This is a genomic window from Citrobacter sp. wls711 (assembly GCF_005281055.1).
Lineage (GTDB): Bacteria > Pseudomonadota > Gammaproteobacteria > Enterobacterales > Enterobacteriaceae > Citrobacter > Citrobacter gillenii.
Window position 1 is genome coordinate 208,933 of record NZ_SZXC01000007.1, and the last position, 24,803, is coordinate 233,735.

The window sequence follows — 24,803 nt, forward strand, 5'->3', positions numbered from 1 at the left end:
TCAGGATATCGTAACAGCCATTAAGAAGTTACTTACCGCAAGACTTTTCCGCATGAGTAGAGTAGGTATAATCCCTACTGTTTAATGATTAATTGTTAGTTTTTTCTGGTGTGAAATGGATATTCCACACACTCATTGTTCTTACCAAGAACGACTGAATAAACAAGGATGAAGTCTTATTTATTCGGTTCTTCTCGCAGAACAACCCTTGGCTATTTGACAATATTAATAACGCCTGATGTTTTATCAAAATCGCAAGATACACGAACAGTTTGAGGCATACAACAATGAAACCAGCATCCGTTATTATTATGGACGAACACCCTATTGTCAGAATGTCGATAGAAGTGCTGCTCGAAAAAAATAGTAATATCGAAGTGGTACTGAAAACTGACGACAGTCGTACGGCAATAGATCACCTGCGCACCTATCCTGTCGATCTCGTCATTCTGGACATTGAACTGCCTGGTGCCGATGGATTTACCCTACTCAAGAGAATTAAATCACTGCAGGAAAAGACGCGGGTTCTGTTTCTGTCCTCAAAATCAGAATCTTTTTACGCCGGACGCGCTATCCGGGCAGGTGCAAATGGTTTTGTCAGTAAACGCAAAGATCTGAATGATATCTACAATGCGGTGAAAATGATCTTATCCGGTTATTCTTTTTTCCCGTCAGATACGCTTAACTTTATTAATAACATTAATATACGTAAAGGAGAGCTGAATGACATGCCGCTCTCCAATCGCGAGGTCACGGTGCTACGTTATCTGGCAAATGGGTTATCCAATAAAGAAATTGCAGAGCAGCTATTACTCAGCAATAAAACGATCAGTGCGCACAAAGCCAATATCTACGCCAAACTTGGTTTGCATACCATTGTCGAGCTGATCGATTATGCGAAAATGCATGAATTAATGTAATCCCACTCCCGACCAGATGACGTTCGGGAGTGAGTGGTCAGTTATAGTTGATCATAAACGTCGCATCAGCCCTGGCAAGTCCGGGCTGGACCCCATCAGCTAAGGCAATATAGTTGGCGAAAAAGGTCAGTGTGGCATTGCCATTTTCGTCAATACTCACCGTCTGGCTCGCCTGTTCGAGCGGCAACCGTGTACGATCGCTGTCATGCAGTTCAATCGCCACCTTTTGCGCCATCGCCGTATTATCCAGCGCCAGTAGCGTGGTACCCGCTGCCGGCGTACCGGAAAAGGTAATTGACGCCGACCCAGGCGGGCAGCCTTCCAGCTTTAGCGAAAAAGGAACCGGTTGGGTGGTATCACCACTGGTTTTTAACTGCTTTGTCGGCCAGGTACCGAGGTCCACGTATTTATTGCTGTCGCTGGCAATCACGGCACAGGTAAAGTCCACTACATTACCGCGCAACTCAATATTGATCTCGCCCAACGACGTATCCGCCCGACTTAGCGAGGTAAACGACAGCGCGGCAGCAACCACCAACAGTATGCGAATGACCATTGCGCGCCTCTTAGTCATAATCTACTCGCAGATATCCACGGGCAGTAAATGGCCCTTCCGCCGGTTTATTGCCCGTCACGCTAACCGGCCACGCCCGTATACTGACGCTCGCCGCGGCGTTATCATCCAGGCGAAACGGAATCGTACTGGACAGGTTGTTAGGTGTTAGCGGTACACCGCTGCTGTCGGCAACAATAAAGCCTAAATCGGCGTTGTCCGATACCATCATTTGCCCGGAGGACTTTTCGGCTTCTACGCGCATAGTCAGGTAGGCCTGCGCGGCAACATTGGTACATTTTATGGCCATCGTTTTGGTCTGCGGATTGACGCCTTCTGGCCGATTTCCCGCCCCAGCCTTGCTAAACAACGACGCGCCGATATCACCAAAATCAAATTCGACAACCTGCCCGGCATTCACTTCGCAGTTTTGCGGCACCTCAACCTTACCGCTGTAGCTGATGGTGTATACCGGCACACTCAGGGCATCGCCGATGCTGGTCGTGACATAGACCCTGAACATCGTTTGGCGGGGGATTGGTACCATGTTAATAAATGAGCGGATCACTTTTAATTTGAATACCAGCTTTGAATCCATGACGCCAAAGGGTTTCTGCTTAGGTACGTTTGGGTGAGTCCCCATACGAATATCGTTACGTGGAGGATAAAACAGTCCGGCATAGCTGTCGGTGATACTCATAGCCCCCAACAGGTAATCATTCAGCTTCAAATACTGAAAGCCCCCTTCCGTACTTTGCACCGGGAGTTCCGTCACGTAGCTGCGGTAGGTGTAATTTACCGTCGTCCCCGCAGGACAGGTCGCATTAACCCCAACCCAACCGGACTTTTCCGGCAACGTCACGACCTGACCGGGGCGGTTATTACTGCTGTTAAAGACGTTCGACAGATCGTAAAACACATCCGTCGGCGTGCCGTTCGAATTCTGGCAGACCGTGGCCCATGACGAATTTGCCAGCAGCAGTAAAGCGCTCCCGAGTAACCAACCAGTTTGTCGTTTCATCGTATTATTCCTTTCATGCCGACGGGCGTTCGCAGGTCACATTGGTGAGCGTTACCGCCTGTTTCAGGCTCTCCTCAGGCAAGGCATAGTGCGCCGTACAGCGCGCGTTCGCGCCTTCGCCCCACTGGATCAGCAACTCGCCTTTTAGCGGCAAACCGCTCAGGTAGATTTGTCCATCGTCTCCCACCATGCTGGTTACGCCGCTGGCGGTTTCACGCACAATGGAGCCAAACGGTACCGGTTTACCCGCCTGTTGCGCCGTAATTAACGCGCGCACGCCGATACGCGTATCAAACGCCGCTCTTACCAGCGCCCCCTGTGTCGGTACCACGCTGCTGACGTTATTTTCCACATCGGTATGGTTGTTCATTGAATTGGTATCCAGCGCCACACGGTTATAGCGATAGACGGTGGCGTACGGCATGACCGCGTAGCCACGCCAGTCGGTCTGCACCCCGGTCTGGTTCTCTATCCTTACTCCCTGGGCGCCTGGTGCTTTGATCAGCACATTGGTATCGCCCAGCGGCTGGCTCAGGGTGATTCCGTCCGCATGCCCAATCACGCCGCCGGAGAGCTGCCAGTTATAGTCATGCTGGTCGCGGTCGTAGTTGTATCCTATGCCCAGCGTGCCATAGGTCGCCTGCCAGTTTGCGCTGGCGCTACCGCTGTAACCGTTGGTGCTGCTGTGCCCCTGGTTTACGCTGTAGCTCAGGTTGCGCCCGTCAAGCAACGTCCCGCCAATCCCGCTCTGCCAGCTGTTTTGTCCGTTGCTATTGCGGTTAGCGTTGAAGGTGGCATAGGTGCGATCGAGCGCGTTATCGCGCGTGTAGCGTCGCCCGGTCAGCAAGCTAAACGGCACCGACATATTGAAGGCCAGAATCCTGTCGGTGTCGGCAATCCCTACCGATTCGTTCCACGACCAGGAGAGCGAATAGCTAATCCCCTGCCAGCCGCTGGCGTAGCCGAGCTGATACCAGGTGTTGGTATCGGACGTATTCCAGTAAGTTTGCTGACTGCCTGAGACATACAGCGATCCGTAATCTCCGAGATTCTGCGAGATGTTGATCTGAAAACGGCCTTTTTTGCTGTAGCTCAGATTGTGATAGCTCTGGACCACCGGCACTTTATGGCGATTGCCTTCGCTGTCGTATTCGTACTCGTAACCTTCCATATTGCGATACGCCACGTCGTCGAGGGTATAAAACCCCCGGGTCGAATAGCGATATCCCAGTAACTGGAAGTTGGTGCCGACATTATTCAGTGATTTTGCGTACAGAAAACGCAGCGATTGCCCCTGGTGGGTGCTGTCATCCGCCAGTTGGCTGCGCGCATGGGTTAAATCGACGGAGACCGCGCCCCAGTCGCCGAGGTTGCGCCCGGTACCGAACACCAGCGCGCGGTAACGTGAGGCCAACTGCGTGCCGCCATAGGCCGTATAGCCTTCAGGTAGCCCGGCGATTAACGTGCCCTGGACGAAAAACGGTGATGACTGCTGGCTGTTACCGCTGCGGAAATCCCCGGCCACCAGGTCGTATTTCAGTCGCCCTTCGCGCTGTAACAGTGGAACCGTGGAGTACGGGACGGTATAGCGCTGCTGGCTGCCATCTTTTTCATCTACCGTCACCTCCAGGTCACCGCTGGACGACGTCGGGTTGAGATCGGTAATCGAGAACGCCCCAGGCGACACATAGCTTTGGTAGATAACATAACCGTTCTGGCGAATGGTCAGTTTCGCCGCCGTACGGGCAATGCCGCGAACCGTTGGCGCGTATCCCTGCAAGCTATCCGGATACATGCTGTCTGACGAGTAGAGCCGCGCCCCGCGAAACCCGACGCTGTCAAAGACGTCGTTACCGGTGTTGCTGTCGCCCATCACCAGCTCACCTTTCAGCGGGATAATGGCACGCTGAAGCCAGGTACCGATGTTTTTCCAGCTCTGCGAGTGATATCCGTCGCCTTTGGAATAGCTCCAGGCGCCGTTGTTTCTCAGCCGCCAGGGGCCATAGTTCAGGCCGCTCAACATGCTTAAGAAATAGCTGTCAGAATCGCTGCCACGACTGCCGGTAAAGCTGTAGTTCACCAGCGCAGCCGGGATCCCTTCATCCCATTCATCAGGCGGAATATATCCCCGCGCGCTGTTCAGCATACTGGCCTGTGGCAAGCTGATGTTCAGGCGTAGCGTAGAGAAATCGAAGGCGATTTCGCTGCCGGGGATAGCCTCGGGCAAATTAATACAGGTATTGTTCGGGTCCTGACTGAGCGCCGGAAACGCCGCCGTATTGACCCCCAGACGCTTAACCCAATCGAGACCAAAACATGGCGTCAGCCCACCAGATTTCTCGCCGGTACTCGCCTGACTGGTGGCGAAATGAACATCCTGGGTGGCAATAAATTCATCATTACGCCAGATATCCACGCGGTAGACGCCCTCAGGCTGGTGATTCCCTTTTTCAAAACGCGACAAATCCGCCACGGACGCCGTATCCGCAGATAAAAATGCCGGGTTAAAATAGCTTTCCCCGTGGCCTGACAGCGGAAATAAGGCAGCCAGCGTGGACAACGCCACGCTCGCCAGCGGTGGCGTAATCCCCGGTAACCGGCCAGGTAAGTACGTTGTCTTATTCATCGTTTATCAACGCACGCTAACCGTTTTGGCAGGTGTCACTGCGCCGTAGTCATTAACCGTCTGGAACGTCACGCTGCCCTGAACGCCCGCAGGCAGCGGGATCTGCGCCGCGTTCTTCGGTGCCACCATGACGTTATCAACCTTCGTTTTTCCCACATTGAGGTTAACCAGCGTGACGTAATACGCTGACGGATTCGTAATTTTCAGCTGCGTGCCGGTACGGGAAAATTGCAACATGCCGGGCGCGTCTTCCGGTACCTGTGGCAGGTTATTTGGCCGGACAAAGAGTTTAATACGCGACAAAATCGCCAGTTGCAGAACGTTTTTACCCTCAAGGCTGTCTTTATTGACTGACGGGATCGCCTTCACGTTCATCCAGAACAGCGATTCGCGGTCTGTAGGCAGTGGTTGACCGGCATAGATAATGCGCAGCGTATTTTCACTTTTGGGCTCGCTGACAAACAGTGGAGGCGTCACCACAAAGGCTTTTTCTTTAACGCCTGCGCTATTCTCAATCCATGAATTAACCAGGAAACGTTCTTTAGTATCGCTATTGCTAATAGCCAGCGATGTTTGTTTAGCCTCGGCGGGATAAATAACGCGGGTAGCACCTAATGCAATTCCCCCAGCAGCCTGAGCACTGCAGGAAACAAATAAGGTGAGGAAAATAATAAAACCTGATTTAAGATAATTAAACATGGCTACAAATACCTTTGGTGTGATTATCGTTGGTAAATAAATCAGGGATAGACCAACGTAAACCACACGTCTGAACGAAGCGTTCCTGGCGTTATCTTTTCCGAGACAGCCCGATAGCGCGCGGTGAAGTGAAACGTCATTTCCTGCGTTAAAATTGGGGCGTAATGACGCGGCAGCGCATTCGGAATAATTTGTCGTTGCCCCTCATCAAATAATGCCAGGCCAATACCCGAGGCCGCAGACGCCTCACCGCTGGCCAGAAAGACCTGCGGATCTTCTGCAGGCGTGACGCCGGCAAACGCAATCCCAACATGGTCATAAACGTCGGCACTGCAGGACGTTAAGCGCAGTGAAAACGGTACGCTGGTCGAGGCAAAGCTTCCCGGTTCGCCAAATGCGTTGGTGCGATACTGCCCCATCTGTACCCGCAAGTTCTGGCTATCGGTGGCCACCGTACAGGCCCCATTGACCAGTTGCCCACGCAGGTGAAGGCGACCGCTTTCCAGTATTACCGTGTGTGCAAGCGCAGGCATTACGCACAGCATTCCCGCCAGCGTCATGCCTTTAAAAATCAGTTGCCACATCCTTCGTCATCCCCGGATATTGCCTCATCCATTGAGGCTGTCGTCTTCCTTGCGCCAATCAGAACGGCTTATTCGTACTTCATGATGAAGGTGGCGTCGGCGTTTGCCTGGCCTGGCGTGGCGCTTGCAGCGGTCGCTTTATAACGTGCGGAGAAACGCAGGGTGTTGGTGCCTTCTACCAGCGCCTGGGCAGTAGAGAAGGTGGCACCATCTGGCTTCAGCGCGGTAGACGCGTTGTCCAGAATTTCGATGCCTACACCGCCAGCCGTGGTGGTGTTATCCCCTGAAGATACCGCCAGCAGAGCTGAGTTGGAGGCATCCGCCTGACCCGAAAACGCCACAGCTGCCGTCGCGGCAACCGCAGGATCGCAGTCGTTCAGCACGATGGAGAACGGAATCTGTGCCGTGGTATCGCCGATGGCTGCAAAGCTGGCGGTACGATATTGCCCTAATGTCACCACCTGATCGGCTGACTGTGTGCTTACCGCACAGGCTGCATTGACCAGTTCACCTTCAAAATGAACGGTACCGCCGCTCACGCTGACCGGATCGGCTGCGACGGCGGCCCCTGCAACTAACATCAGGCTGGCAATAACAGAAGTATTTATTAATTTACGTTTCATGGATTTCCCTTGAATTACACACATCCGGTTCCGGTATCCTGCCGGCTCCGTTTGAATCATTATCGACATAAAATGTCAGGCAAATTATCTCTGCATCCTGTAAAGATATATATCGAAAGAGAATTAATGATGCTTGACCCCAACTCTCCTGAGCGCGAGATTCACTAATTAATCTTTACGAATATGACAATTCGTCACAGGGATAAATTAAACATTTCAATTAATGAAAAATACCTGCAAATCCTTGTAATGGCCCTGGCTAATTCTTATTGGGATCTAAGAAATGTCTGGGTAAATATTACTTAAACACCACCACAATGGTACGTAACAGACTGGTTTATGACGCATTACCCATGAAAACAGAAGGGTGATGAGTTGTTTCACTAACGTTAAAATTAATTAGCGTGCTCAGTAATTATTCCTGTCTTTACGATATTGACACCTCACCCGTTCGCACAGCGAGACGTTCCTAATCTCACCTAAAAATGCAAACGAAAACTGACAGCACGCCGCGCTTCTGACAAAATAGTGACATCCCCTTCGATTTAACGTAACAGACGGAATCCTCTCTCTGATGGCAGCAAAGATTATTGACGGTAAAACGATTGCGCAGCAGGTACGCTCTGAGGTGGCTCAAAAAGTTCAGGCGCGTTTAGCGGCTGGATTACGCGCCCCAGGCCTGGCTGTTGTGCTGGTAGGTAGCAACCCGGCTTCGCAAATTTACGTAGCAAGTAAACGCAAAGCCTGCGACGAAGTGGGGTTCGTCTCCCGCTCCTATGACCTGCCTGAAACCACCAGCGAGGCGGAACTTCTTGAGCTCATTGATACGCTCAATGCGGATGCCGCCATCGACGGTATTCTGGTCCAGCTGCCGTTACCGGCGGGGATCGACAACGTTAAGGTGCTGGAACGCATTGCACCGGATAAAGACGTCGACGGCTTCCACCCGTATAACGTCGGTCGCCTGTGCCAGCGTGCACCGCGCCTGCGTCCGTGTACGCCTCGCGGCATCGTGACCCTGCTTGAGCGTTACAACATCGATACCTACGGCCTGAATGCCGTGGTGATTGGCGCCTCAAACATTGTCGGTCGTCCTATGAGCATGGAGTTGCTGCTGGCGGGCTGTACCACCACGGTAACCCACCGCTTTACCAAAGATCTGCGTCGCCACGTAGAGCATGCTGACCTGCTGATTGTCGCCGTCGGCAAACCGGGTTTTATTCCCGGTGAATGGATCAAAGAAGGTGCGATTGTGATTGATGTCGGCATCAACCGTCTGGAGAATGGCAAGGTTGTTGGCGATGTGGTCTTTGAAGATGCCGCTGCGCGCGCCGGGTATATTACACCGGTGCCGGGTGGCGTTGGCCCGATGACGGTCGCCACACTTATCGAAAACACGCTTCAGGCGTGCGTTGAATACCATGATGTAAAGGACGTTTAAGATGGCCACATTTTCACTGGGTAAACACCCACACGTTGAACTCTGCGATCTGCTAAAGCTGGAAGGCTGGAGCGAAAGCGGCGCCCAGGCAAAAATTGCCATTGGCGAAGGGTTAGTGAAGGTCGATGGAGTAGTAGAAACACGTAAACGCTGCAAAATCGTTGCCGGACAGACCGTGAGCTTTGAAGGTCAAAGCATTAACGTCGTGGCATGATCCCAGGGCCGGATGGCGGTTCACACCACATCCGGTCCGTTCCCCCTGATTTTCAGATAATTAACTTCACCTTCACTTCACACCAGGCTGTTAGCCTATCGTTTTCTTATACGAAGCGACTATCATGCCAACCATCGTTACCCACGCAGCTGTACCTCTTTGTTTAGGATTGGGTCTGGGGCTCAAAGTCATTCCCCCACGCTTGTTGTTTGCCGGGGTTGTACTGGCAATGCTGCCTGACGCCGACGTCCTGTCGTTTAAGTTCGGTATTGCCTACGGCAACGTGTTCGGTCACCGCGGATTTACCCACTCGCTACTGTTCGCCTTCGCGGTGCCGTTACTGTGCATCATGATAGGTCGACGATGGTTTAAAGCCGGGCTGGTTCGCTGCTGGTTATTTTTGACGGTGTCGTTGCTGTCACACAGCCTGCTGGATTCGGTGACCACCGGAGGAAAAGGCGTTGGCTGGCTGTGGCCATGGTCAGATGAGCGCTTCTTTGCGCCGTGGCAGGTGATTAAGGTTGCGCCGTTCGCGCTGTCACGCTACGCCACGCCGTATGGGCATCAGGTGATTATCTCGGAATTAATGTGGGTGTGGCTGCCGGGAGCCGTCATGATGGGTGTGCTGTGGTGGTACAGACGTCACTAATAGTGCCTGATGGCGCTACGCTTATCAGGCCTACCGATCATTCCATCGTAGGCCGGATAAGGCGTTAGCCGCCATCAGGCAATTGAGAGAATTACTTACGACGCCAGGTGGTGCCTTGTGGACCATCTTCCAGCACAATACCCATCTCGTTCAGACGGTCACGTGCCGCGTCGGCTGCCGCCCAGTCTTTCGCTTTACGGGCATCTAAACGCTGTTGGATAAGCGCTTCAATCTCAGCGACCTCACCGTCATCCGCCTGCGCACCGCTTTGCAGGAACGCTTCCGGATCCTGCTCCAGCAGGCCCAGCACGCCGGACAGCTTGCGCAGATGCGCGGCCATGGCGTTAGCCGCCGCCCTATCTTCACCCTTCAGACGGTTGACCTCACGCGCCATATCAAACAGTACCGAGTAGGCTTCCGGCGTATTGAAATCATCGTTCATTGCTTCAATGAAACGCGCTTCAAAGGCATCACCACCGGCTGGCGCCACGGATTTGTCAGTACCGCGCAGCGCGGTGTACAGACGCTCCAGTGCAGAACGTGCCTGCTTCAGGTTCTCTTCGCTGTAGTTCAGCTGGCTACGATAGTGGCCGGACATCAGGAAGTAGCGAATGGTTTCGGCGTCGTAGTATTTCAGCACGTCGCGCACGGTAAAGAAGTTGCCCAGTGATTTGGACATTTTCTCACGATCAACCATCACCATCCCGGAGTGCATCCAGTAGTTGACATATTCGCCGTCGTGCGCACAGGTGGACTGGGCAATTTCGTTTTCATGATGCGGGAACATCAGGTCAGAACCGCCGCCGTGAATATCGAAATGGTTGCCCAGCTGTTTGCAGTTCATCGCAGAACATTCGATGTGCCAGCCCGGACGGCCTGCTCCCCACGGGGACGGCCAGCTCGGCTCGCCCTCTTTGGACATCTTCCACAGCACGAAGTCCATCGGGTTACGTTTCACATCCACCACATCCACGCGGGCACCCGCCTGCAGCTGATCCAGATCCTGGCGCGACAGCTGACCGTAGTGCGGATCGGTCGGCACGTCAAACATCACGTCGCCGTTATCAGCCACGTAAGCGTGACCTTTGGCGATCAGCTGTTCGGTGATTTCAATAATTTCCGCAATATGATGCGTCGCACGCGGTTCGAGATCCGGGCGCAGGATATTCAGCGCGTCGAAGTCGTTGTGCATTTCCGCGATCATCCTGTCGACCAACGCCACAAAGCTTTCACCATTTTCATTAGCGCGCTTAATGATTTTATCGTCGATATCGGTAATGTTACGCACGTACTTCAGCTTATAGCCGAGGAAGCGCAGATAGCGCGCAACCACGTCAAAAGAGACGAAGGTACGTCCGTGACCAATATGACAGAGATCGTAAACGGTGATACCACACACGTACATGCCGACTTCTCCGGCATGAATAGGTTTGAATTCCTCTTTTTGGCGCGTCAGTGTATTAAAGATTTTTAACATCGAAGATTCCGTGTAGACGTGTGTGGATAACAAAGCCCTATAATACCTATAAATTGGCCCCGAAGCAGCACACTTTGCAAGGTGATCGAATCTTACGGTTATGCTATAACACACCCCTAACTCTGACCCTGACCAGGGTCGAAGCACCACTCTATCGGAACAGGATGCAAAAATGGTTACTTTCCACACTAATCACGGCGATATCGTAATCAAAACATTTGATGATAAAGCGCCTGAAACAGTTAAAAACTTCCTGGACTACTGCCGCGAAGGTTTCTATAACAACACCATTTTCCACCGTGTGATTAATGGTTTCATGATTCAGGGCGGCGGTTTTGAGCCTGGCATGAAACAAAAAGAAACCAAAGAGGCTATCAAAAACGAAGCCAACAACGGTCTGAAAAACACCCGCGGTACGCTGGCGATGGCCCGTACTCAGGCTCCGCACTCCGCAACGGCGCAGTTCTTCATCAACGTTGCCGACAACGACTTCCTGAACTTCTCCGGCGAAAACATGCAGGGCTGGGGTTACTGTGTATTTGCTGAAGTGGTTGAAGGTATGGACGTGGTTGATAAAATCAAAAACGTTTCTACCGGTCGCAGCGGCATGCACCAGGACGTACCGAAAGAAGACGTTATTATCGAAAACGTGACCGTCAGCGAGTAATCGTGGCGACACTGTTTATTGCAGATCTTCACCTCTGCACGGAAGAACCGGCGATTACCGCCGGTTTTCTGCGTTTTTTAGCCGGTGATGCCCGAACAGCCGATGCGCTGTATATTCTTGGCGATCTGTTCGAAGCCTGGATTGGCGACGATGACCCCACTCCGCTGCACCATGAAATCGCCGTCGCAATAAAATCGCTGGCTGATTCCGGCGTCCCCTGCTTCTTCATTCACGGCAACCGTGATTTTCTGCTCGGCAAGCGTTTTGCCCGCGAGAGCGGCATGACCTTGTTACCCGAGGAAAAAGTGCTCGACCTGTATGGCCGCAAGGTGCTGATCATGCATGGCGACACGCTGTGTACCGATGATGCCGGTTATCAGGCATTTCGCGCCAAAGTGCATCAGCCCTGGCTACAAACACTGTTTCTTGCTCTGCCGTTGTTTGTTCGCCAACGCATTGCCGCAAAGATGCGCGCCAACAGCAAAGCCGCCAACAGCAGCAAATCGCTGGAAATTATGGATGTGAATCCGCAGGCCGTGGCTACCGAGATGGAAAAACACCAGGTCCAGTGGTTAATTCACGGGCATACCCATCGCCCGGCGGTGCATGAACTGACAGCCAATAGACAACCTGCGTTCCGCGTAGTATTAGGTGCGTGGCACAGCGAAGGTTCGATGGTTAAGGTCACGCCCGACGACGTTGAGCTAATTGCGTTTCCATTTTAATTCTGCAGATATTTACACAAAACTATTCGAGATGCATCGAGGCGGCAAATCTGTGAGTCCCCTGGAGCTTACATAAGTAAGTGACTGGGGTGAACAGATGCAGCCAACAAAGAGGCAGCTTGAAGAGTGAAGTGTAAAGTGCGCAATCGTTTTCCTTGTTTTTAAAACATGCTATTCTCTGTGGCCTCTAACGCAGTGTGAAGCACACCCACAGGAGTTTTCAGACGCATGTCTTCCCGCAATAATCCGGCGCGTGTCGCCATCGTGATGGGGTCCAAAAGCGACTGGGCTACCATGCAGTTCGCCGCCGAAATCTTCGAAATCCTGAATGTCCCGCACCACGTTGAAGTGGTCTCTGCCCACCGCACCCCCGACAGACTGTTTAGCTTCGCCGAAAGTGCTGAAGAGAACGGCTATCAGGTGATTATTGCAGGCGCAGGCGGTGCAGCACATCTGCCCGGTATGATTGCCGCCAAAACGCTGGTACCGGTATTAGGTGTTCCGGTGCAAAGCGCAGCGCTGAGCGGCGTAGACAGCCTGTACTCCATCGTGCAGATGCCGCGCGGTATTCCGGTGGGCACGCTGGCGATTGGTAAAGCGGGCGCGGCGAATGCGGCCCTGCTGGCGGCACAAATTCTGGCGACACACGATAAAGAACTGCATCAGCGTCTGCATGACTGGCGTAAAGCACAGACCGACGAAGTACTGGAGAACCCGGACCCGCGAGGTGCGGCATGAAGCAGGTTTGCGTACTCGGCAACGGTCAGCTAGGACGCATGTTGCGCCAGGCCGGTGAGCCGTTGGGGATTGCGGTCTGGCCCGTCGGGCTGGATGCCGAACCCGCTGCCGTTCCCTTTCAGCAAAGCGTGATTACCGCCGAGATTGAACGCTGGCCGGAAACTGCACTAACCCGCGAACTGGCGCGCCATCCGGCGTTCGTCAACCGTGATATTTTCCCGATTATTGCCGACCGTCTGACGCAAAAGCAGCTGTTTGACAAACTGAAGCTGGCTACCGCGCCGTGGCAGCTGTTGGCAGACAAAAGCGAATGGTCTGCGGTATTTGAAACGCTGGGAGAGCTGGCGATCGTCAAACGCCGCGTCGGCGGCTACGACGGTCGCGGGCAGTGGCGTTTACGCGCCCACGAAACAGAACAACTGCCGGACGACTGCTACGGCGAGTGTATCGTCGAGCAGGGTATTAACTTCTCCGGCGAAGTATCGCTGGTTGGCGCCCGCGCCCACGACGGCAGCACCGTTTTCTATCCACTGACTCATAACCTGCATCAGGACGGCATTCTGCGCACCAGCGTCGCGTTCCCGCAGGCCAATGCCAAACAGCAGGATCAGGCCGAGGCGATGCTGTCTGCCATCATGCACGAGCTGGGCTATGTTGGCGTAATGGCGATGGAGTGTTTTATCACCCCGGAAGGCTTGCTGATCAACGAACTGGCCCCACGCGTACACAACAGCGGACACTGGACCCAGAACGGCGCCAGCATCAGCCAATTTGAACTGCACCTGCGCGCCATTACCGACCTGCCGTTACCTGTGCCGGTGGTAAACAGTCCGTCAGTGATGGTGAATTTAATTGGCAGCGACCTGAATTATGACTGGCTGAAACTGCCGCTGGTGCATCTGCACTGGTATGACAAAGAGGTGCGCGCAGGTCGTAAGGTCGGTCACCTGAACCTGACCGACAGCGATACCGCTCGCCTGAGCGCCACGCTGGAAGCGCTGATTCCCCTGCTGCCGCCGGAATATGCCAGCGGCATTATCTGGGCACAGTCCAAACTGAAATAAGCCATTAATGCCGGGGAATGGAATTTGTCCTTCCCCGGCCCCTCCTCTGGCGCGTAAAATCCCCTCCATTGCTGTTTTGTATTTTCAGGATTGAACATGAACGATGGAACGGACTACCGCGCGATTCTGCTCGCCGGTACGCCCTTAATCGATGTACGCGCCCCCGTTGAGTTTCAACAAGGTGCGATGCCGGGTGCAATCAACCTTCCCCTGATGAACGATGACGAACGTGCCGCGGTCGGGACCTGTTACAAACGTCAGGGACCGGACGCTGCGCTGGCACTGGGACATCAGCTTGTGAGCGGTGACATCCGCCAGCAGCGAATGAATGCCTGGCAAGCGGCCTGTCGCCAACACCCTGAGGGAATTTTATGCTGCGCCCGCGGCGGTCAACGGTCACACATTGTGCAGCAATGGCTGCGTGAATCCGGCATTGACTACCCGCTGGTCAGCGGCGGTTATAAAGCCCTGCGTCAGGCCGCGATACAAATAACCGAAGAGTTGGTGCAAAAACCAATAGTCTTAATTGGCGGCTGTACCGGCAGCGGTAAAACGCAGTTGGTGCAATTGCAGCCAAACGGCGTGGATCTCGAAGGTCTGGCGCACCATCGCGGCTCTTCTTTTGGTCGCACGGTTGAGCCCCAACTGAGCCAGGCCAGTTTTGAAAACCTGCTGGCGGTCGAGATGCTGAAAACCGACAGCCGTCAGGACCTGCATCGCTGGGTGCTGGAAGATGAAGGTCGCATGATTGGCGCCAATCATTTGCCCGAGTGCTTGCGCGAGCGCATGACTCAGGCCTCTATTGCGGTGGTTGACGATCCCTTTGAACTGCGCCTTGAGCGGCTGCGTGAAGAGTATTTCGTGCGCATGCACCACGATTTCACCCAGGCATACGGGGAAACCCAGGGCTGGCAGGAATACAGCGAATACCTGCACCACGGTCTGTTCGCCATCCGCCGTCGTTTAGGGTTACAACGTTTTGCGGAACTGACCGAGCTGCTCGACATCGCGTTGAACGAGCAACAGGCCAGCGGCAGCACCGACGGTCACATGGGCTGGCTGGTGCCGTTACTCAACGAATATTACGATCCGATGTATCGTTACCAGTTAGAGAAGAAAGCCGCGAAAATCGTCTTTCGCGGCACATGGCAGGAGGTGAATGACTGGGTTCAGACGCATTAATGCCGGTCGCGCTTATCCGCGCGTTTCGCCAGCCAGTCGCCCAGCACCTGAACAACCTGTACCAGAATAATCAGCGCCACCACGGTGACGATCATGACCTGGGTTTCGTAGCGGTAATAACCGAAGCGAATCGCCAGGTCACCAACGCCGCCGCCACCAACAATCCCGGCCATCGCGGAATAGCCGATCAGGCTGACCAGCGTTATCGTCAACCCACGCAGCAGGCCGGCACTGGCTTCCGGTAACAGCACCGTACAAATGATGCGCATCGGGCTGGCGCCAAAGGCCTCCGCCGCTTCAATAATGCCTTTATCGACCTCGCGCAGGGCGCTGTCCACCAGTCGGGCATAAAATGCAATCGCCGCTACCGACAGCGGTACCGACGCCGCAATCGGCCCGATGGTATTGCCGAGCAGAAACTGAGTTAACGGCAGCAGCAGCACCAGCAGGATCACAAACGGTACCGAACGGATAATATTCACCAGTACGGAACTGAGCAGATACACAAAACGGTTCTGCCAGAATAAATGACGGTCGGTTACGAAGATTAAAAAACCCAGCGGCAGGCCGCCAACAATTGCCAGCACCGTTGAGATGCTCAGCATCTGGAAGGTTTCATTGAACGCCAGCGTCAAATCCGGCAATAAATCATCCACGAATCACCTCCACCTGTGCGGTACGTTGACGAATGTGCTCCACGGCGACATCGACCGCCGCAGGATTATGCGGCGCAGTCAGTTGCACCACCAAAATCCCCAGCGCCCGCTCGCCAATATATTCAATTTTGCCGTGCAGAATATTCACCGCCACGCCAAATTTAACCGCCACCTCGGACAGCACCGGCTGTTCTGCCGAATCGCCAATAAACAGAATTTTTAACAGCTGCCCCGGCAAATGTTGCCGCAGGCGATCCGGTAGCGTCAGGTTGAGCGTGTGCGATACCAGCTGTTGAGTAAACGCGTGCTGCGGATGGGCAAAAACATCAAACACCTCGCCGGATTCCACCACCTTGCCGCCGGACATCACCGCCACGCGATCGCAGATAGATTTGATCACGTTCATCTCGTGGGTGATCAGCACGATCGTGATCCCCAGTTGGGCGTTGATCTGCTTGAGCAGTGCCAGAATGGTGGCGGAGGTTTCCAGATCCAGCGCCGAAGTCGGTTCATCGCAGAGCAGCACATCCGGGTGGTTGGCAATCGCACGGGCAATACCCACACGCTGCTTTTGCCCGCCGCTGAGCTGCACCGGATAACGGTTGGCCTTATCAGACAGTCCCACCAGGGCCAGGATCTCCGTCACGCGTGGGGCAATTTTACTGCCCTCCCAGCCTGCAGCCTTCAGGCTGAAGGCCACATTTTGCGCCACGGTGCGGGTATGCATCAGGTTAAAGTGCTGGAAGATCATGCCGATACGCTGACGCGCCTTGCGTAAATGACGTCCCTCAAGCGCGGAGATTTCCACGCCATTCACTTTTACGCTTCCCTCGCTCGGGCGCGTTAAGGCGTTCAGGGTACGCAGCAGGGTACTTTTTCCCGCGCCGCTGGTCCCAACAATACCGAATATCTCGCCTGCGCCGATCCGCAGGCTGACGTCATCAACCGCGCGGGTTGACGGCCCACGGCCTGCGGTGAAGTCCACGCAAACCTTCTCTATCTCAATCATTGCCACCTCAGAAATGCGAAAAGGGCAGTCATCGCTGCCCTGTTAACCCATTGGCGCAGCGATTACTGGGCTGCCGACATCCATTCCGGTTTCTGGAAGGCGCTGTAAATATTTTTCGGGTCGTCAATCACCGCGCGATAAGCCGGTGATTTCACCGCCTCAACAATGTCTTTGGCGAACGGTTTATCCGCATCTTCACTGCGTACCGCGATGATATTTTTCAGGTTTTCATCCAGATGCTCTTGCTTCAACGCACTGGCGAGATCCAGTTTTGCGGCAACGGCGAAGTTACCGTTGACCAGCGCGCCGGTCACGCCGTCGAGCGTGCGCGGCAACTGGGCGGCTTCCAGCGGTTTGAAAATCAGCCCTTTCGGGTTGCTGGCGATATCACGCTCGGAAGCTTTAGTGGGATCGATATTATCTTTAATGGTGATCAAATCGATGGATTGCAGGAAGCGCAGCCCGCGAGCCAGGTTGGTGGGATCGTTGGAAAGCGTAATCACGTCCCCTTTTTTCAGCTCATCCAGGCTTTTGATTTTATGTGAGTAGAACCCCATACCGGCCGTCGGGACCACAATCAGCTTGCTCAGCTTCAGGCCTTTGTCGGCAGTGAATTTGTCAAAGTACAGCGAGTGCTGGAACAGGTTAGCGTCAATGCTACCGTTGGAAAGCGCCATATTGGGCTGGACGTAGTCGCTGAATTCGCGCACCACCACCTTGTAGCCCTTTTCTTTCAGCGTCGGGGCAATAGCCTGTTTTACCATGTCACCATACGGACCCGGCGCGACGCCGAAAACGATAGTCTGTGGATCGCTATTGGCGTGAGCAAACTGTAAGCCGCAGGCCAGTAATAATGCTCCGGTCGCGATGCGTAAATTGTGGCGCAATCCCATAATCTCTCCATTTTAACGTTGTGATGTGGTGTCTCACGCCGTTCATGCGGCGTTGTTGTTGTTGACCTGCCTAACAGGCTGATTGTTAACATGACACAGATCACAACCTGCTGTCCTTGAAATTATTTCATGATGTTGCAGAGTGTGTAATTGAAGAGAAACGGGAGAGGAGTCCTGCCAGATTTCACCGGCAGGACCAATACAACTTAGAAATCGTAACGCAGACGCACCAGGTTCATGTCGCCCAGGTTGTCGGTACTGGAGGTAAAGACGTGTTCGTAATCTACACGGAAGCCGTAGTCCAGCTGGAAGCTGATCCCCACACCGTTGTCGGTGCGCAGGTAGTTACGGCCATTCACGTATTCAATACGATCGCCCATAAAGTAAGGCTGAACGGATTTCAGCGCATACTGACCCACCGGGAAGGTATAACCCGCGAAGTATTCCAGACCCCAGGCATCACCGGCAAAATAGTCGTTAACCGACACTTTCTTGGTGGTCATGAAGTTTTGATACCAGCCGCCACCCAGCGAGAAGGTCCAGTTGTCCGGTTTCCAGCTCAGCGCAGTACCCACGATGTTCTGATCGTACGTTTTGCTGCCGTTGCCGCGCATTTCCGCACGGGTGTAGTTCCACGCCGTACCCCAGGTTAAGTCGTCGGTAATGTGGTAATCGGCACCCAGCGAGCCGCCGCCTTTACGTTTGTAGCGCAGACCGTTGTTCGGGTTGTAGTCATCGCTGAAAAGATAAGAGGCATAGAGATCTACATCGCCCACGGTTTTCTTATACTTCAGTGATTTACGCGTACGATATGAACCATCGTAGTCGCCATTAATCCCGTTACCTGGTGCCTGACCGATCATGTCGTAGTCCCAGATATCTGTTTTCGCACCGACCACATCATAGTAAATGCTGTTCTGTTGACCAAAGGTCAGCGTACCCCAGGTCGCACTCTTCAGCCCGGTGTACAGCATACGACGCGTGGTGTCGTTGGCACCGTCGGCATGGTGATTATCCCAGTCGAACATCGCCGGGAAGTTAACACCCAGCTCGTAGTAGCTCACCCAACTGATGTCATCAAAGAGATAGTAGTCTGCGGCGAAGCGGAAACGGGTACCGCCATCGAAACCGTTACGCTTGTAGCCATTCTTGCCATCGTCGCCCGCCATGTTCTGGAACTGGGGACGGATACTGCCACCGACTGTGAAGTTAAGACGGCTCAGCGGATTACCCGCCTGCGGATCTTGTTTCAGGACGGTGATTTCCGCCTGGGAGGCGAACGTCGTTAATGCCACTGCTGCGCCGATCGATACCGCCAGCGCTGTTTTTTTTATAGTCATGGATTGTTTTACCTTGATAGATAGCCTGCCAATTATTCAGCACGCAAATATTAACGTTTATTAATACTCGCGTGTTGGCGGGTTTTTATTGTTCCGTGCGGTTAAATATCAAGGAGTTATCAATTTGTGCGGGATAAACGAAAAATACGCACCGGTGTAAAAACCGGTGCGTAATCATCACTAAAATGAATTAATTGTTAAACTGACGAAACAGGGCCTTGCCTTTTAGCAGACGTGCGCCGAGCCACCCACCGCATAATGAGAGCAGCAACGCCCCGCAAACCGGTAAGATGACCCACAGCCGCCAGTCAGGCTCCCACGGGAAATCAAACACGCGGATTTGCAGAACCGCCAGCGCGGTTTCTGCGCCAATGGCCGCAACCAGCCCGGAGACCATCCCCAGCATGGCGAACTCGCACCAAAGCGTGGTGCGCAGCAATTTTTTGCCCGCCCCCAGCGTCCGCCAGACCACCAGTTCCTGATGCCGCTGACGCATGCCGACCTGCACCTGTGCCAGCAGCAGCAGCATGCCACAAGCGGTAACCAGCACCACCATCACCTCCAGCGCCCGGCTGACCTGTTCAAGCACCTGGCCAACCTGTTTGAGGATCGCGCCGATATCCAGCAGGCTGATGGTCGGAAACTCGCGGTTAAGCTGCGTCAGCATGCCGTTGCCATTTTCCCAACGGAAGCTGGTCAGCCAACTTTGCGGCTGCCCGTCCAACGCGCCCTGCGGGAAGATAAAGAAGAAGTTAGGCCGCAGGCTTTCCCAGTCCACCTTACGCAGGCTACTGACCGTAGCGCTGAAATCCTGGGTGTCACCCATAAAGGTCACGCGATCGCCAAGTTTGACGTTCAGTCGCTTCGCCAGCCCTTCTTCCATCGACACTTCACCTGCTTTTGGCGGCCAACTTCCGGCGGTTAACGGGTTATGATCCGGACGGGTATCCTGCCAGGTCAGGTTCAGTTCGCGGTTTAGCGACTCATCCTGATTGCCTTCGGTTGCCTTGTCATTGATGGCGGTCAGACGTGCCCGCACAATCGGGTAAAACGACTCAGGGCTCACCTGATGCTCGGACAGGAACGCCTTCAGCGGCCCCACTTGTTCAGTGGCAATATTGATGAGGAAGTAGTTCGGGCTTTCCGGCGGCATTTGCTGCTGCCAGCGGTCGAGCAGATCGCCCCGTAACACCAGCAACAGCGCCAGTAGCATAAAAGAGAGCGAAAAGGCCGACAGCTGACTCAGCGTTGACCACGGCTGGCGCAGTAAGCGACTGACCGCCAGACGCAGCGGCAGCGAGGTGAGCGTCAGGCCGCGCAGCAGGTTGAGCAGCATCCAGCCCAGCACGCCGCACAGCAGCGCCAGCACCACCGCACCGGCCAGCACCGCCCACAGCAGCATGCTTCCGCCCATCAGCCCGGCCAGCAGCGCAACCACCACGATCGTCGCCACGGGCAAATAGATCTTCAGCGGCCAGACGTTGGCCACCACGTCGCGGCGCAGCACCCGCAGGGGCTGCGTGGCCAGCAGCAGACGATAGGGACGCAGCCCGACCAGCAGTGAAATGACGGTCATGGTGCCGAACGCCCACAGCCACGGCCACAGGCTGGCAGGCGGCAATTCACCCGGTAAAACCGGCCTGAGCAGCAGCACCAGCACGCGTTCAAACAGCAGACCGCACGCCCCGCCGGTGATGCCGGACAGCGCCAACACCATCAACCACTGGCCGACAATCAGCTTGCGTAGCTGCGCCCTGCCCGCGCCGAGCGTTTTTAGTATCGCCACCAGATCGTAGCGGCTGCGGCAGTAATGATTCATCGCCATGGCAACGGCGGCAACCGCCAGCAGCAACGTTAACAGTGCCGACAGCAGCAGGAACTGTTGCGAGCGTTCGAGAGATTTCCCCAACGCGCCTTCATCCTGCTCCAGCCCGTACCAACGCTGCTCCGGTTTTAACTGCGGCAACAGCCACTTTTCATAATCTTCCAACTGCTGCGGCGTGCCGCCAAATTTATAACGCCAGGTCACACGGCTTCCAGGCTGGACGGCCCCCGTTTTTTCGACATCGGCAAGATTCATCATCAGACGCGGTGCTATCTGAAACGGGTTAAACCCGGAATCCGGCTCCTGTACCACCTCGCCAGCAATACGCAGCGTGGCGTCCCCGACATCAATGGCATCACCGATTTTCAAATTGAGCAGCGCCATCAGGCGCGGGGCCAGCAGCACCGAACCGGGCTGCGGTTTCAGCCCTGGCGGGTTGGTTTGCAGCGCGCCATACAGGGGGTACACGTCATCCACCGCTTTGACGTTCGCCAGTTGCGGAGTATCGGCGGCAAAGGTCATGGTGGCGAAGGTCAGCTGTTCGCCCACCTTCAGGCCGCGCTGTCGCGCCTCGTCAATCCAGGCTTTCGGCACGTCCCGCGAGCTTTGCAGCGCCCGGTCGCCCGCCATAAATTCGCGGCTTTGCTGGCTCAGCCCTTTTTCCATGCGGTCGCTGATATTCCCCAGCGCCAGCACGCAGGCCACCGCCAGGCTGAGCGCCAGCCAGACAATTAATAATGAGGGCGAGCGCCATTCGCGCCAGAACCAGCGTGCAATCATGCCTCCTCCTGTAGCTGCCCGTTAACCAGACGTAAACGCCGGTCGCAGCGCGCCGCCAGCTGCGGGTCATGCGTGACCAGAATCAGGGTGGTGCCGTGTTCACGGTTGAGAGAGAACAGCAGATCGGCAATTTTGTCTCCAGTTTGCCGGTCGAGGTTGCCCGTCGGCTCATCGGCAAACAGCACGTCCGGGCGTCCATTAAACGCCCGCGCCAGCGCCACGCGCTGCTGCTCCCCGCCGGACAGCTGGGCCGGAAGGTGGTCAAGGCGTTTGCCTAACCCCAATTGCTCCAGCAAAGCTTTGGCTCCAGCCTGACTGCTGCCACTATTTTCCCCGCGCAGTAACGCCGGTAGTTCGACGTTCTCGAGTGCGTTGAGGGTCGGAATGAGCATGAAGGACTGAAAGACAAAGCCGACATGCTGCGCGCGCAACTGCGCCCGGGCTTCTTCGTCCATACTGTGCAACGGTTGCCCGACCAGGCTGACTTCGCCGCTTGTGCCATCGTCCAGCCCGGCGAGGATCGCCAGCAGCGTGGATTTCCCCGAACCCGACTCACCAATCAGCGCAATGGTCTCGGCGCGTTTGACAACCAGTTCAACTCCGGTAAGGATGGATAGCTCCTGATCACCCTGACCGACGGATTTCTTAAGATGATGAACTTCAACAATGTTTTCCGCTGGCATTTGCCCTTCCTGTTCCTGGTTCTGTTAACTTTCCGCGCCGCCGCGGCGGACACGTTATTAATTCTGGGTGACAGCCTGAGTGCCGGATACCGAATGTCGGCCAGCGCAGCGTGGCCAGCGCTGCTGCATGATAAATGGCAAAACAAAACATCGGTGGTGAATGCCAGCATTAGTGGCGACACCTCACAGCAGGGCCTGGCGCGTCTGCCCGCATTACTGCAACAACACCAGCCGCGCTGGGTGCTGGTCGAACTGGGCGGCAATGACGGCCTGCGCGGGTTTTCACCTGCGCAAACTGAACAAACCTTGCGTAAAATTTTACACGACGTCAAAGCGGCAAAGGCCGAACCGCTGCTGATGCAAATTCGTCTGCCAGCCAACTACGGTCGCCGTTATAATGAAACCTTTAGCGCAATTTATCCAAAGCTCGCCAGCGAGTTTGATATTCCTCTGCTGCCCTTTTTTATGGAAGAGGTCTATCTGAAACCCCAATGGATGCAGGATGATGGTATCCACCCTAATCGTGACGCCCAGCCGTTTATCGCCGACTGGATGGTGAAACAACTCACACCTTTTCTATCCTAAATAATTCGAGTTGTATGAAGGCGGCAAGTGAGAGAGTTCCCAGGGGCATAGATAACTATGTGACTGGGGTGAGCGAGCGTAGCCAACGCACAGACAACTTGAAGTATGACGGATATAGTAAATCACGACTCGTAAAACAACGGAGATCCTGACAGGTAAAGTTATGCAAAAATCGGTCTTAATAACAGGATGTTCCAGTGGAATCGGCCTGGAAAGCGCGCTTGAGCTAAAGCGCCAGGGTTTTCAAATTCTGGCAGGCTGCCGCAAACCCGACGATGTCGCACGCATGAACGGTATGGGATTCACCGGCATCTTGCTGGATCTGGACTCTACAGAAAGCGTGGATCGCGCAGCCGATGAGGTGATCGCCCTGACCGATAATCGTTTGTATGGGATCTTTAATAACGCCGGATTCGGCGTGTATGGCCCGCTGCCGACCATCAGCCGTGAGCAGATGGAACAGCAGTTTTCCGCCAACTTCTTTGGTGCGCATCAGTTGACCATGCGCCTGCTGCCCGCCATGTTGCCCCACGGCGAAGGGCGTATTGTGATGACGTCATCGGTGATGGGCCTGATCTCCACGCCGGGGCGTGGGGCCTATGCCGCCAGCAAATACGCGCTGGAAGCCTGGTCCGATGCACTGCGTATGGAGTTACGCCACAGCGGCATCAAAGTCAGCTTGATTGAACCCGGCCCTATCCGCACCCGTTTCACTGAGAACGTTAACCAGACACAGAGCGATTCCCCGGTAGAAAACCCCGGTATTGCCGCACGGTTTACGTTAGGGCCTGAGGCCGTGGTCGCCAAAGTGCGCCATGCTTTTGAGAGCGATAAACCGAAACTGCGCTACCCCGTTACCCTGGTGACCTGGGCGGTCATGCTGTTGAAGCGCCTGTTGCCAGGTCGCGTAATGGACAAAATTTTACAGGGCTGAGTTGAAGCCAGCGCGTCTGCCCCCATGTAAAAACAAATCGACGAATAGAGAGTGACTCCATGTCCGTACAAAATATTGTCAATATTAACGAATCTAACCTGCAGCAGACCCTTGAACTGTCGATGACCACGCCGGTCCTGTTCTATTTCTGGTCTGAACGCAGCCAGCACTGTCAGCAATTGACGCCGGTGCTGGAAAGCCTGGTCGCGCAGTACAACGGTCAGTTTATTCTCGCCAAGCTGGACTGCGACGCCGAGCAGATGATCGCCTCGCAGTTTGGCCTGCGCGCCATCCCAACGGTGTATCTGTTCCAGAACGGTCAGCCGGTGGACGGCTTCCAGGGACCGCAGCCGGAAGAGGTGATCCGTGCGCTGCTCGAGAAAGTCCTGCCAAGCGAAGAAGAGCTGAAAGCACGCCAGGCCATCGAATTCATTGAAGCAGGCAATCACGCTGACGCGCTGCCGCTGCTGAAAGAAGCCTGGCAGATCTCCAATCAGAGCAGCGAAATTGGCCTGCTGCTGGCAGAAACGCAAATCGCCCTGAACCGCTCCGACGATGCCGAAGCGGTGCTGAAAACCATTCCGTTACAGGATCAGGACACCCGCTATCAGGGTCTGGTCGCCCAAATTGAACTGCTGAAGCAGGCGGCGGACACGCCGGAAATCCAACTGTTGCAGCAGCAGGTCGCAGACAACCCGCAGGATGCCGCACTGGCCACCCAACTGGCGATCCAACTGCATCAGGTCGGACGTAACGAAGAAGCACTGGAGCTGCTGTTCAGCCACCTGAGAAAAGATCTTGCTGCCGCTGACGGCCAGGCGCGTAAGACCTTCCAGGAGATCCTCGCCGCATTGGGCACCGGCGATGCGCTGGCGTCGAAGTATCGTCGTCAGCTGTACGCGTTGCTGTACTAAT

25 protein-coding genes are annotated in these 24,803 nt (G+C 54.7%); 12 read left to right on the top strand and 13 right to left on the bottom strand.

The window, feature by feature from the left end:
* Window positions 1-287 precede the first annotated feature (287 nt).
* A complete protein-coding gene (fimZ, locus tag FDW98_RS02930) occupies window positions 288-920 on the top strand; it encodes a fimbria biosynthesis transcriptional regulator FimZ (RefSeq protein WP_096757990.1) in 633 nt (210 codons plus the stop codon).
* A 37-nt stretch (window positions 921-957) separates the two neighbouring features.
* Here the strand turns inward: fimZ and sfmF are convergent, their stop codons facing one another.
* The 6 genes from sfmF to fimA all read right to left on the bottom strand — a co-directional run bounded on the left by sfmF (window position 958) and on the right by fimA (window position 7,026).
* Window positions 958-1,476: a fimbria assembly protein gene (sfmF, locus tag FDW98_RS02935; protein WP_096757991.1), complete on the bottom strand. Its 519-nt coding sequence runs from the start codon at window positions 1,474-1,476 to the stop codon at window positions 958-960.
* 10 nt (window positions 1,477-1,486) lie between these two features.
* Window positions 1,487-2,494: a type 1 fimbria D-mannose specific adhesin FimH gene (fimH, locus tag FDW98_RS02940; RefSeq protein WP_096757992.1), complete on the bottom strand. Its 1,008-nt coding sequence runs from the start codon at window positions 2,492-2,494 to the stop codon at window positions 1,487-1,489.
* A gap of 13 nt (window positions 2,495-2,507) precedes the next feature.
* Window positions 2,508-5,120: a fimbrial biogenesis usher protein gene (locus FDW98_RS02945; protein ID WP_096757993.1), complete on the bottom strand. Its 2,613-nt coding sequence runs from the start codon at window positions 5,118-5,120 to the stop codon at window positions 2,508-2,510.
* A 6-nt stretch (window positions 5,121-5,126) separates the two neighbouring features.
* Window positions 5,127-5,819 carry a type 1 fimbria chaperone FimC gene (fimC, locus tag FDW98_RS02950; RefSeq protein ID WP_096757994.1) on the bottom strand — a complete coding sequence of 231 codons (693 nt, stop codon included), beginning with the start codon at window positions 5,817-5,819 and terminating at the stop codon, window positions 5,127-5,129.
* A gap of 41 nt (window positions 5,820-5,860) precedes the next feature.
* Window positions 5,861-6,394, bottom strand: a complete 534-nt coding sequence (gene fimI, locus FDW98_RS02955) for a type 1 fimbrial protein subunit FimI (protein ID WP_096759453.1) — start codon at window positions 6,392-6,394, stop codon at window positions 5,861-5,863.
* Window positions 6,395-6,471: 77 nt separating this feature from the next.
* On the bottom strand, window positions 6,472-7,026 hold the full coding sequence (gene fimA / locus FDW98_RS02960; RefSeq protein ID WP_096757995.1) for a type 1 fimbrial major subunit FimA: 555 nt from the start codon (window positions 7,024-7,026) through the stop codon (window positions 6,472-6,474).
* Between the two features lie 574 nt (window positions 7,027-7,600).
* Here fimA and folD point away from each other — a divergent pair.
* The 3 genes from folD to FDW98_RS02975 all read left to right on the top strand — a co-directional run bounded on the left by folD (window position 7,601) and on the right by FDW98_RS02975 (window position 9,330).
* A complete protein-coding gene (gene folD / locus FDW98_RS02965) occupies window positions 7,601-8,467 on the top strand; it encodes a bifunctional methylenetetrahydrofolate dehydrogenase/methenyltetrahydrofolate cyclohydrolase FolD (RefSeq protein ID WP_096757996.1) in 867 nt (288 codons plus the stop codon).
* Between the two features lies 1 nt (window position 8,468).
* Window positions 8,469-8,681, top strand: a complete 213-nt coding sequence (ybcJ, locus tag FDW98_RS02970; protein ID WP_096757997.1) for a ribosome-associated protein YbcJ — start codon at window positions 8,469-8,471, stop codon at window positions 8,679-8,681.
* Between the two features lie 124 nt (window positions 8,682-8,805).
* Entirely contained in the window at window positions 8,806-9,330 is a 525-nt protein-coding gene (locus FDW98_RS02975; protein WP_096757998.1) for a metal-dependent hydrolase, read from the top strand.
* A 91-nt stretch (window positions 9,331-9,421) separates the two neighbouring features.
* On the opposite strand, the gene cysS is transcribed toward FDW98_RS02975, so the two are convergent.
* A complete protein-coding gene (cysS, locus tag FDW98_RS02980; protein ID WP_096757999.1) occupies window positions 9,422-10,807 on the bottom strand; it encodes a cysteine--tRNA ligase in 1,386 nt (461 codons plus the stop codon).
* 172 nt (window positions 10,808-10,979) lie between these two features.
* Between cysS and ppiB the strand changes: the two genes are divergently transcribed.
* The 5 genes from ppiB to mnmH all read left to right on the top strand — a co-directional run bounded on the left by ppiB (window position 10,980) and on the right by mnmH (window position 15,183).
* Window positions 10,980-11,474, top strand: coding sequence for a peptidylprolyl isomerase B (ppiB, locus tag FDW98_RS02985; RefSeq protein WP_096758000.1), 495 nt, complete (start codon window positions 10,980-10,982; stop codon window positions 11,472-11,474).
* Between the two features lie 2 nt (window positions 11,475-11,476).
* The gene (lpxH, locus tag FDW98_RS02990) at window positions 11,477-12,199 is read left to right on the top strand and encodes a UDP-2,3-diacylglucosamine diphosphatase (RefSeq protein ID WP_096758001.1); all 723 of its coding nucleotides are present in this window, start codon (window positions 11,477-11,479) and stop codon (window positions 12,197-12,199) included.
* A 228-nt stretch (window positions 12,200-12,427) separates the two neighbouring features.
* Window positions 12,428-12,937 (top strand): 5-(carboxyamino)imidazole ribonucleotide mutase, encoded by a 510-nt coding sequence (gene purE / locus FDW98_RS02995; RefSeq protein ID WP_096758002.1) that lies wholly within the window; start codon window positions 12,428-12,430, stop codon window positions 12,935-12,937.
* Complete coding sequence (gene purK, locus FDW98_RS03000) at window positions 12,934-14,001, top strand: 5-(carboxyamino)imidazole ribonucleotide synthase (protein ID WP_096758003.1); 1,068 nt, start codon at window positions 12,934-12,936, stop codon at window positions 13,999-14,001. The genes purE and purK overlap by 4 nt, the downstream gene beginning before the upstream one ends.
* Window positions 14,002-14,097: 96 nt before the next feature.
* Window positions 14,098-15,183 (top strand): tRNA 2-selenouridine(34) synthase MnmH, encoded by a 1,086-nt coding sequence (mnmH, locus tag FDW98_RS03005; RefSeq protein ID WP_096758004.1) that lies wholly within the window; start codon window positions 14,098-14,100, stop codon window positions 15,181-15,183.
* Here the strand turns inward: mnmH and FDW98_RS03010 are convergent.
* From FDW98_RS03010 to ybbA, 6 genes are all read right to left on the bottom strand, one after another.
* The gene (locus tag FDW98_RS03010) at window positions 15,180-15,839 is read right to left on the bottom strand and encodes a methionine ABC transporter permease (RefSeq protein WP_005125237.1); all 660 of its coding nucleotides are present in this window, start codon (window positions 15,837-15,839) and stop codon (window positions 15,180-15,182) included. The genes mnmH and FDW98_RS03010 overlap by 4 nt on opposite strands.
* Entirely contained in the window at window positions 15,832-16,848 is a 1,017-nt protein-coding gene (gene sfbB, locus FDW98_RS03015; RefSeq protein ID WP_096758005.1) for a virulence-associated ABC transporter ATP-binding protein SfbB, read from the bottom strand. The genes FDW98_RS03010 and sfbB overlap by 8 nt, the downstream gene beginning before the upstream one ends.
* A 62-nt stretch (window positions 16,849-16,910) precedes the next feature.
* Window positions 16,911-17,741 (bottom strand): MetQ/NlpA family ABC transporter substrate-binding protein, encoded by an 831-nt coding sequence (locus FDW98_RS03020; RefSeq protein ID WP_096758006.1) that lies wholly within the window; start codon window positions 17,739-17,741, stop codon window positions 16,911-16,913.
* Between the two features lie 206 nt (window positions 17,742-17,947).
* Window positions 17,948-19,081, bottom strand: a complete 1,134-nt coding sequence (locus FDW98_RS03025; RefSeq protein WP_096758007.1) for a porin — start codon at window positions 19,079-19,081, stop codon at window positions 17,948-17,950.
* 190 nt (window positions 19,082-19,271) lie between these two features.
* Window positions 19,272-21,686, bottom strand: a complete 2,415-nt coding sequence (ybbP, locus tag FDW98_RS03030) for a putative ABC transporter permease subunit YbbP (protein WP_096758008.1) — start codon at window positions 21,684-21,686, stop codon at window positions 19,272-19,274.
* Window positions 21,683-22,369 (bottom strand): putative ABC transporter ATP-binding protein YbbA, encoded by a 687-nt coding sequence (gene ybbA, locus FDW98_RS03035; protein ID WP_096758009.1) that lies wholly within the window; start codon window positions 22,367-22,369, stop codon window positions 21,683-21,685. The genes ybbP and ybbA overlap by 4 nt, the downstream gene beginning before the upstream one ends.
* Here ybbA and tesA point away from each other — a divergent pair.
* The 3 genes from tesA to FDW98_RS03050 all read left to right on the top strand — a co-directional run bounded on the left by tesA (window position 22,340) and on the right by FDW98_RS03050 (window position 24,802).
* On the top strand, window positions 22,340-22,954 hold the full coding sequence (gene tesA, locus FDW98_RS03040) for a multifunctional acyl-CoA thioesterase I/protease I/lysophospholipase L1 (RefSeq protein WP_137398740.1): 615 nt from the start codon (window positions 22,340-22,342) through the stop codon (window positions 22,952-22,954). The genes ybbA and tesA overlap by 30 nt on opposite strands.
* A 163-nt stretch (window positions 22,955-23,117) precedes the next feature.
* On the top strand, window positions 23,118-23,888 hold the full coding sequence (locus tag FDW98_RS03045; protein WP_096758010.1) for an SDR family oxidoreductase: 771 nt from the start codon (window positions 23,118-23,120) through the stop codon (window positions 23,886-23,888).
* 59 nt (window positions 23,889-23,947) lie between these two features.
* Window positions 23,948-24,802, top strand: a complete 855-nt coding sequence (locus FDW98_RS03050) for a co-chaperone YbbN (RefSeq protein ID WP_096758011.1) — start codon at window positions 23,948-23,950, stop codon at window positions 24,800-24,802.
* The last annotated feature ends 1 nt before the right edge of the window (window position 24,803 follow it).

What these genes read in the sequence shown, in the direction of transcription:
- fimZ (WP_096757990.1), top strand. Translation starts at nt 288, where the DNA reads ATGAAACCAGCATCCGTTATTATTATGGACGAACACCCTATTGTCAGA.
- sfmF (WP_096757991.1), bottom strand. Translation starts at nt 1,476, where the DNA reads ATGGTCATTCGCATACTGTTGGTGGTTGCTGCCGCGCTGTCGTTTACC.
- fimH (WP_096757992.1), bottom strand. Translation starts at nt 2,494, where the DNA reads ATGAAACGACAAACTGGTTGGTTACTCGGGAGCGCTTTACTGCTGCTG.
- FDW98_RS02945 (WP_096757993.1), bottom strand. Translation starts at nt 5,120, where the DNA reads ATGAATAAGACAACGTACTTACCTGGCCGGTTACCGGGGATTACGCCA.
- fimC (WP_096757994.1), bottom strand. Translation starts at nt 5,819, where the DNA reads ATGTTTAATTATCTTAAATCAGGTTTTATTATTTTCCTCACCTTATTT.
- fimA (WP_096757995.1), bottom strand. Translation starts at nt 7,026, where the DNA reads ATGAAACGTAAATTAATAAATACTTCTGTTATTGCCAGCCTGATGTTA.
- folD (WP_096757996.1), top strand. Translation starts at nt 7,601, where the DNA reads ATGGCAGCAAAGATTATTGACGGTAAAACGATTGCGCAGCAGGTACGC.
- ybcJ (WP_096757997.1), top strand. Translation starts at nt 8,469, where the DNA reads ATGGCCACATTTTCACTGGGTAAACACCCACACGTTGAACTCTGCGAT.
- FDW98_RS02975 (WP_096757998.1), top strand. Translation starts at nt 8,806, where the DNA reads ATGCCAACCATCGTTACCCACGCAGCTGTACCTCTTTGTTTAGGATTG.
- cysS (WP_096757999.1), bottom strand. Translation starts at nt 10,807, where the DNA reads ATGTTAAAAATCTTTAATACACTGACGCGCCAAAAAGAGGAATTCAAA.
- ppiB (WP_096758000.1), top strand. Translation starts at nt 10,980, where the DNA reads ATGGTTACTTTCCACACTAATCACGGCGATATCGTAATCAAAACATTT.
- purE (WP_096758002.1), top strand. Translation starts at nt 12,428, where the DNA reads ATGTCTTCCCGCAATAATCCGGCGCGTGTCGCCATCGTGATGGGGTCC.
- purK (WP_096758003.1), top strand. Translation starts at nt 12,934, where the DNA reads ATGAAGCAGGTTTGCGTACTCGGCAACGGTCAGCTAGGACGCATGTTG.
- mnmH (WP_096758004.1), top strand. Translation starts at nt 14,098, where the DNA reads ATGAACGATGGAACGGACTACCGCGCGATTCTGCTCGCCGGTACGCCC.
- sfbB (WP_096758005.1), bottom strand. Translation starts at nt 16,848, where the DNA reads ATGATTGAGATAGAGAAGGTTTGCGTGGACTTCACCGCAGGCCGTGGG.
- FDW98_RS03020 (WP_096758006.1), bottom strand. Translation starts at nt 17,741, where the DNA reads ATGGGATTGCGCCACAATTTACGCATCGCGACCGGAGCATTATTACTG.
- FDW98_RS03025 (WP_096758007.1), bottom strand. Translation starts at nt 19,081, where the DNA reads ATGACTATAAAAAAAACAGCGCTGGCGGTATCGATCGGCGCAGCAGTG.
- ybbP (WP_096758008.1), bottom strand. Translation starts at nt 21,686, where the DNA reads ATGATTGCACGCTGGTTCTGGCGCGAATGGCGCTCGCCCTCATTATTA.
- tesA (WP_137398740.1), top strand. Translation starts at nt 22,340, where the DNA reads ATGAACTTCAACAATGTTTTCCGCTGGCATTTGCCCTTCCTGTTCCTG.
- ybbA (WP_096758009.1), bottom strand. Translation starts at nt 22,369, where the DNA reads ATGCCAGCGGAAAACATTGTTGAAGTTCATCATCTTAAGAAATCCGTC.
- FDW98_RS03045 (WP_096758010.1), top strand. Translation starts at nt 23,118, where the DNA reads ATGCAAAAATCGGTCTTAATAACAGGATGTTCCAGTGGAATCGGCCTG.
- FDW98_RS03050 (WP_096758011.1), top strand. Translation starts at nt 23,948, where the DNA reads ATGTCCGTACAAAATATTGTCAATATTAACGAATCTAACCTGCAGCAG.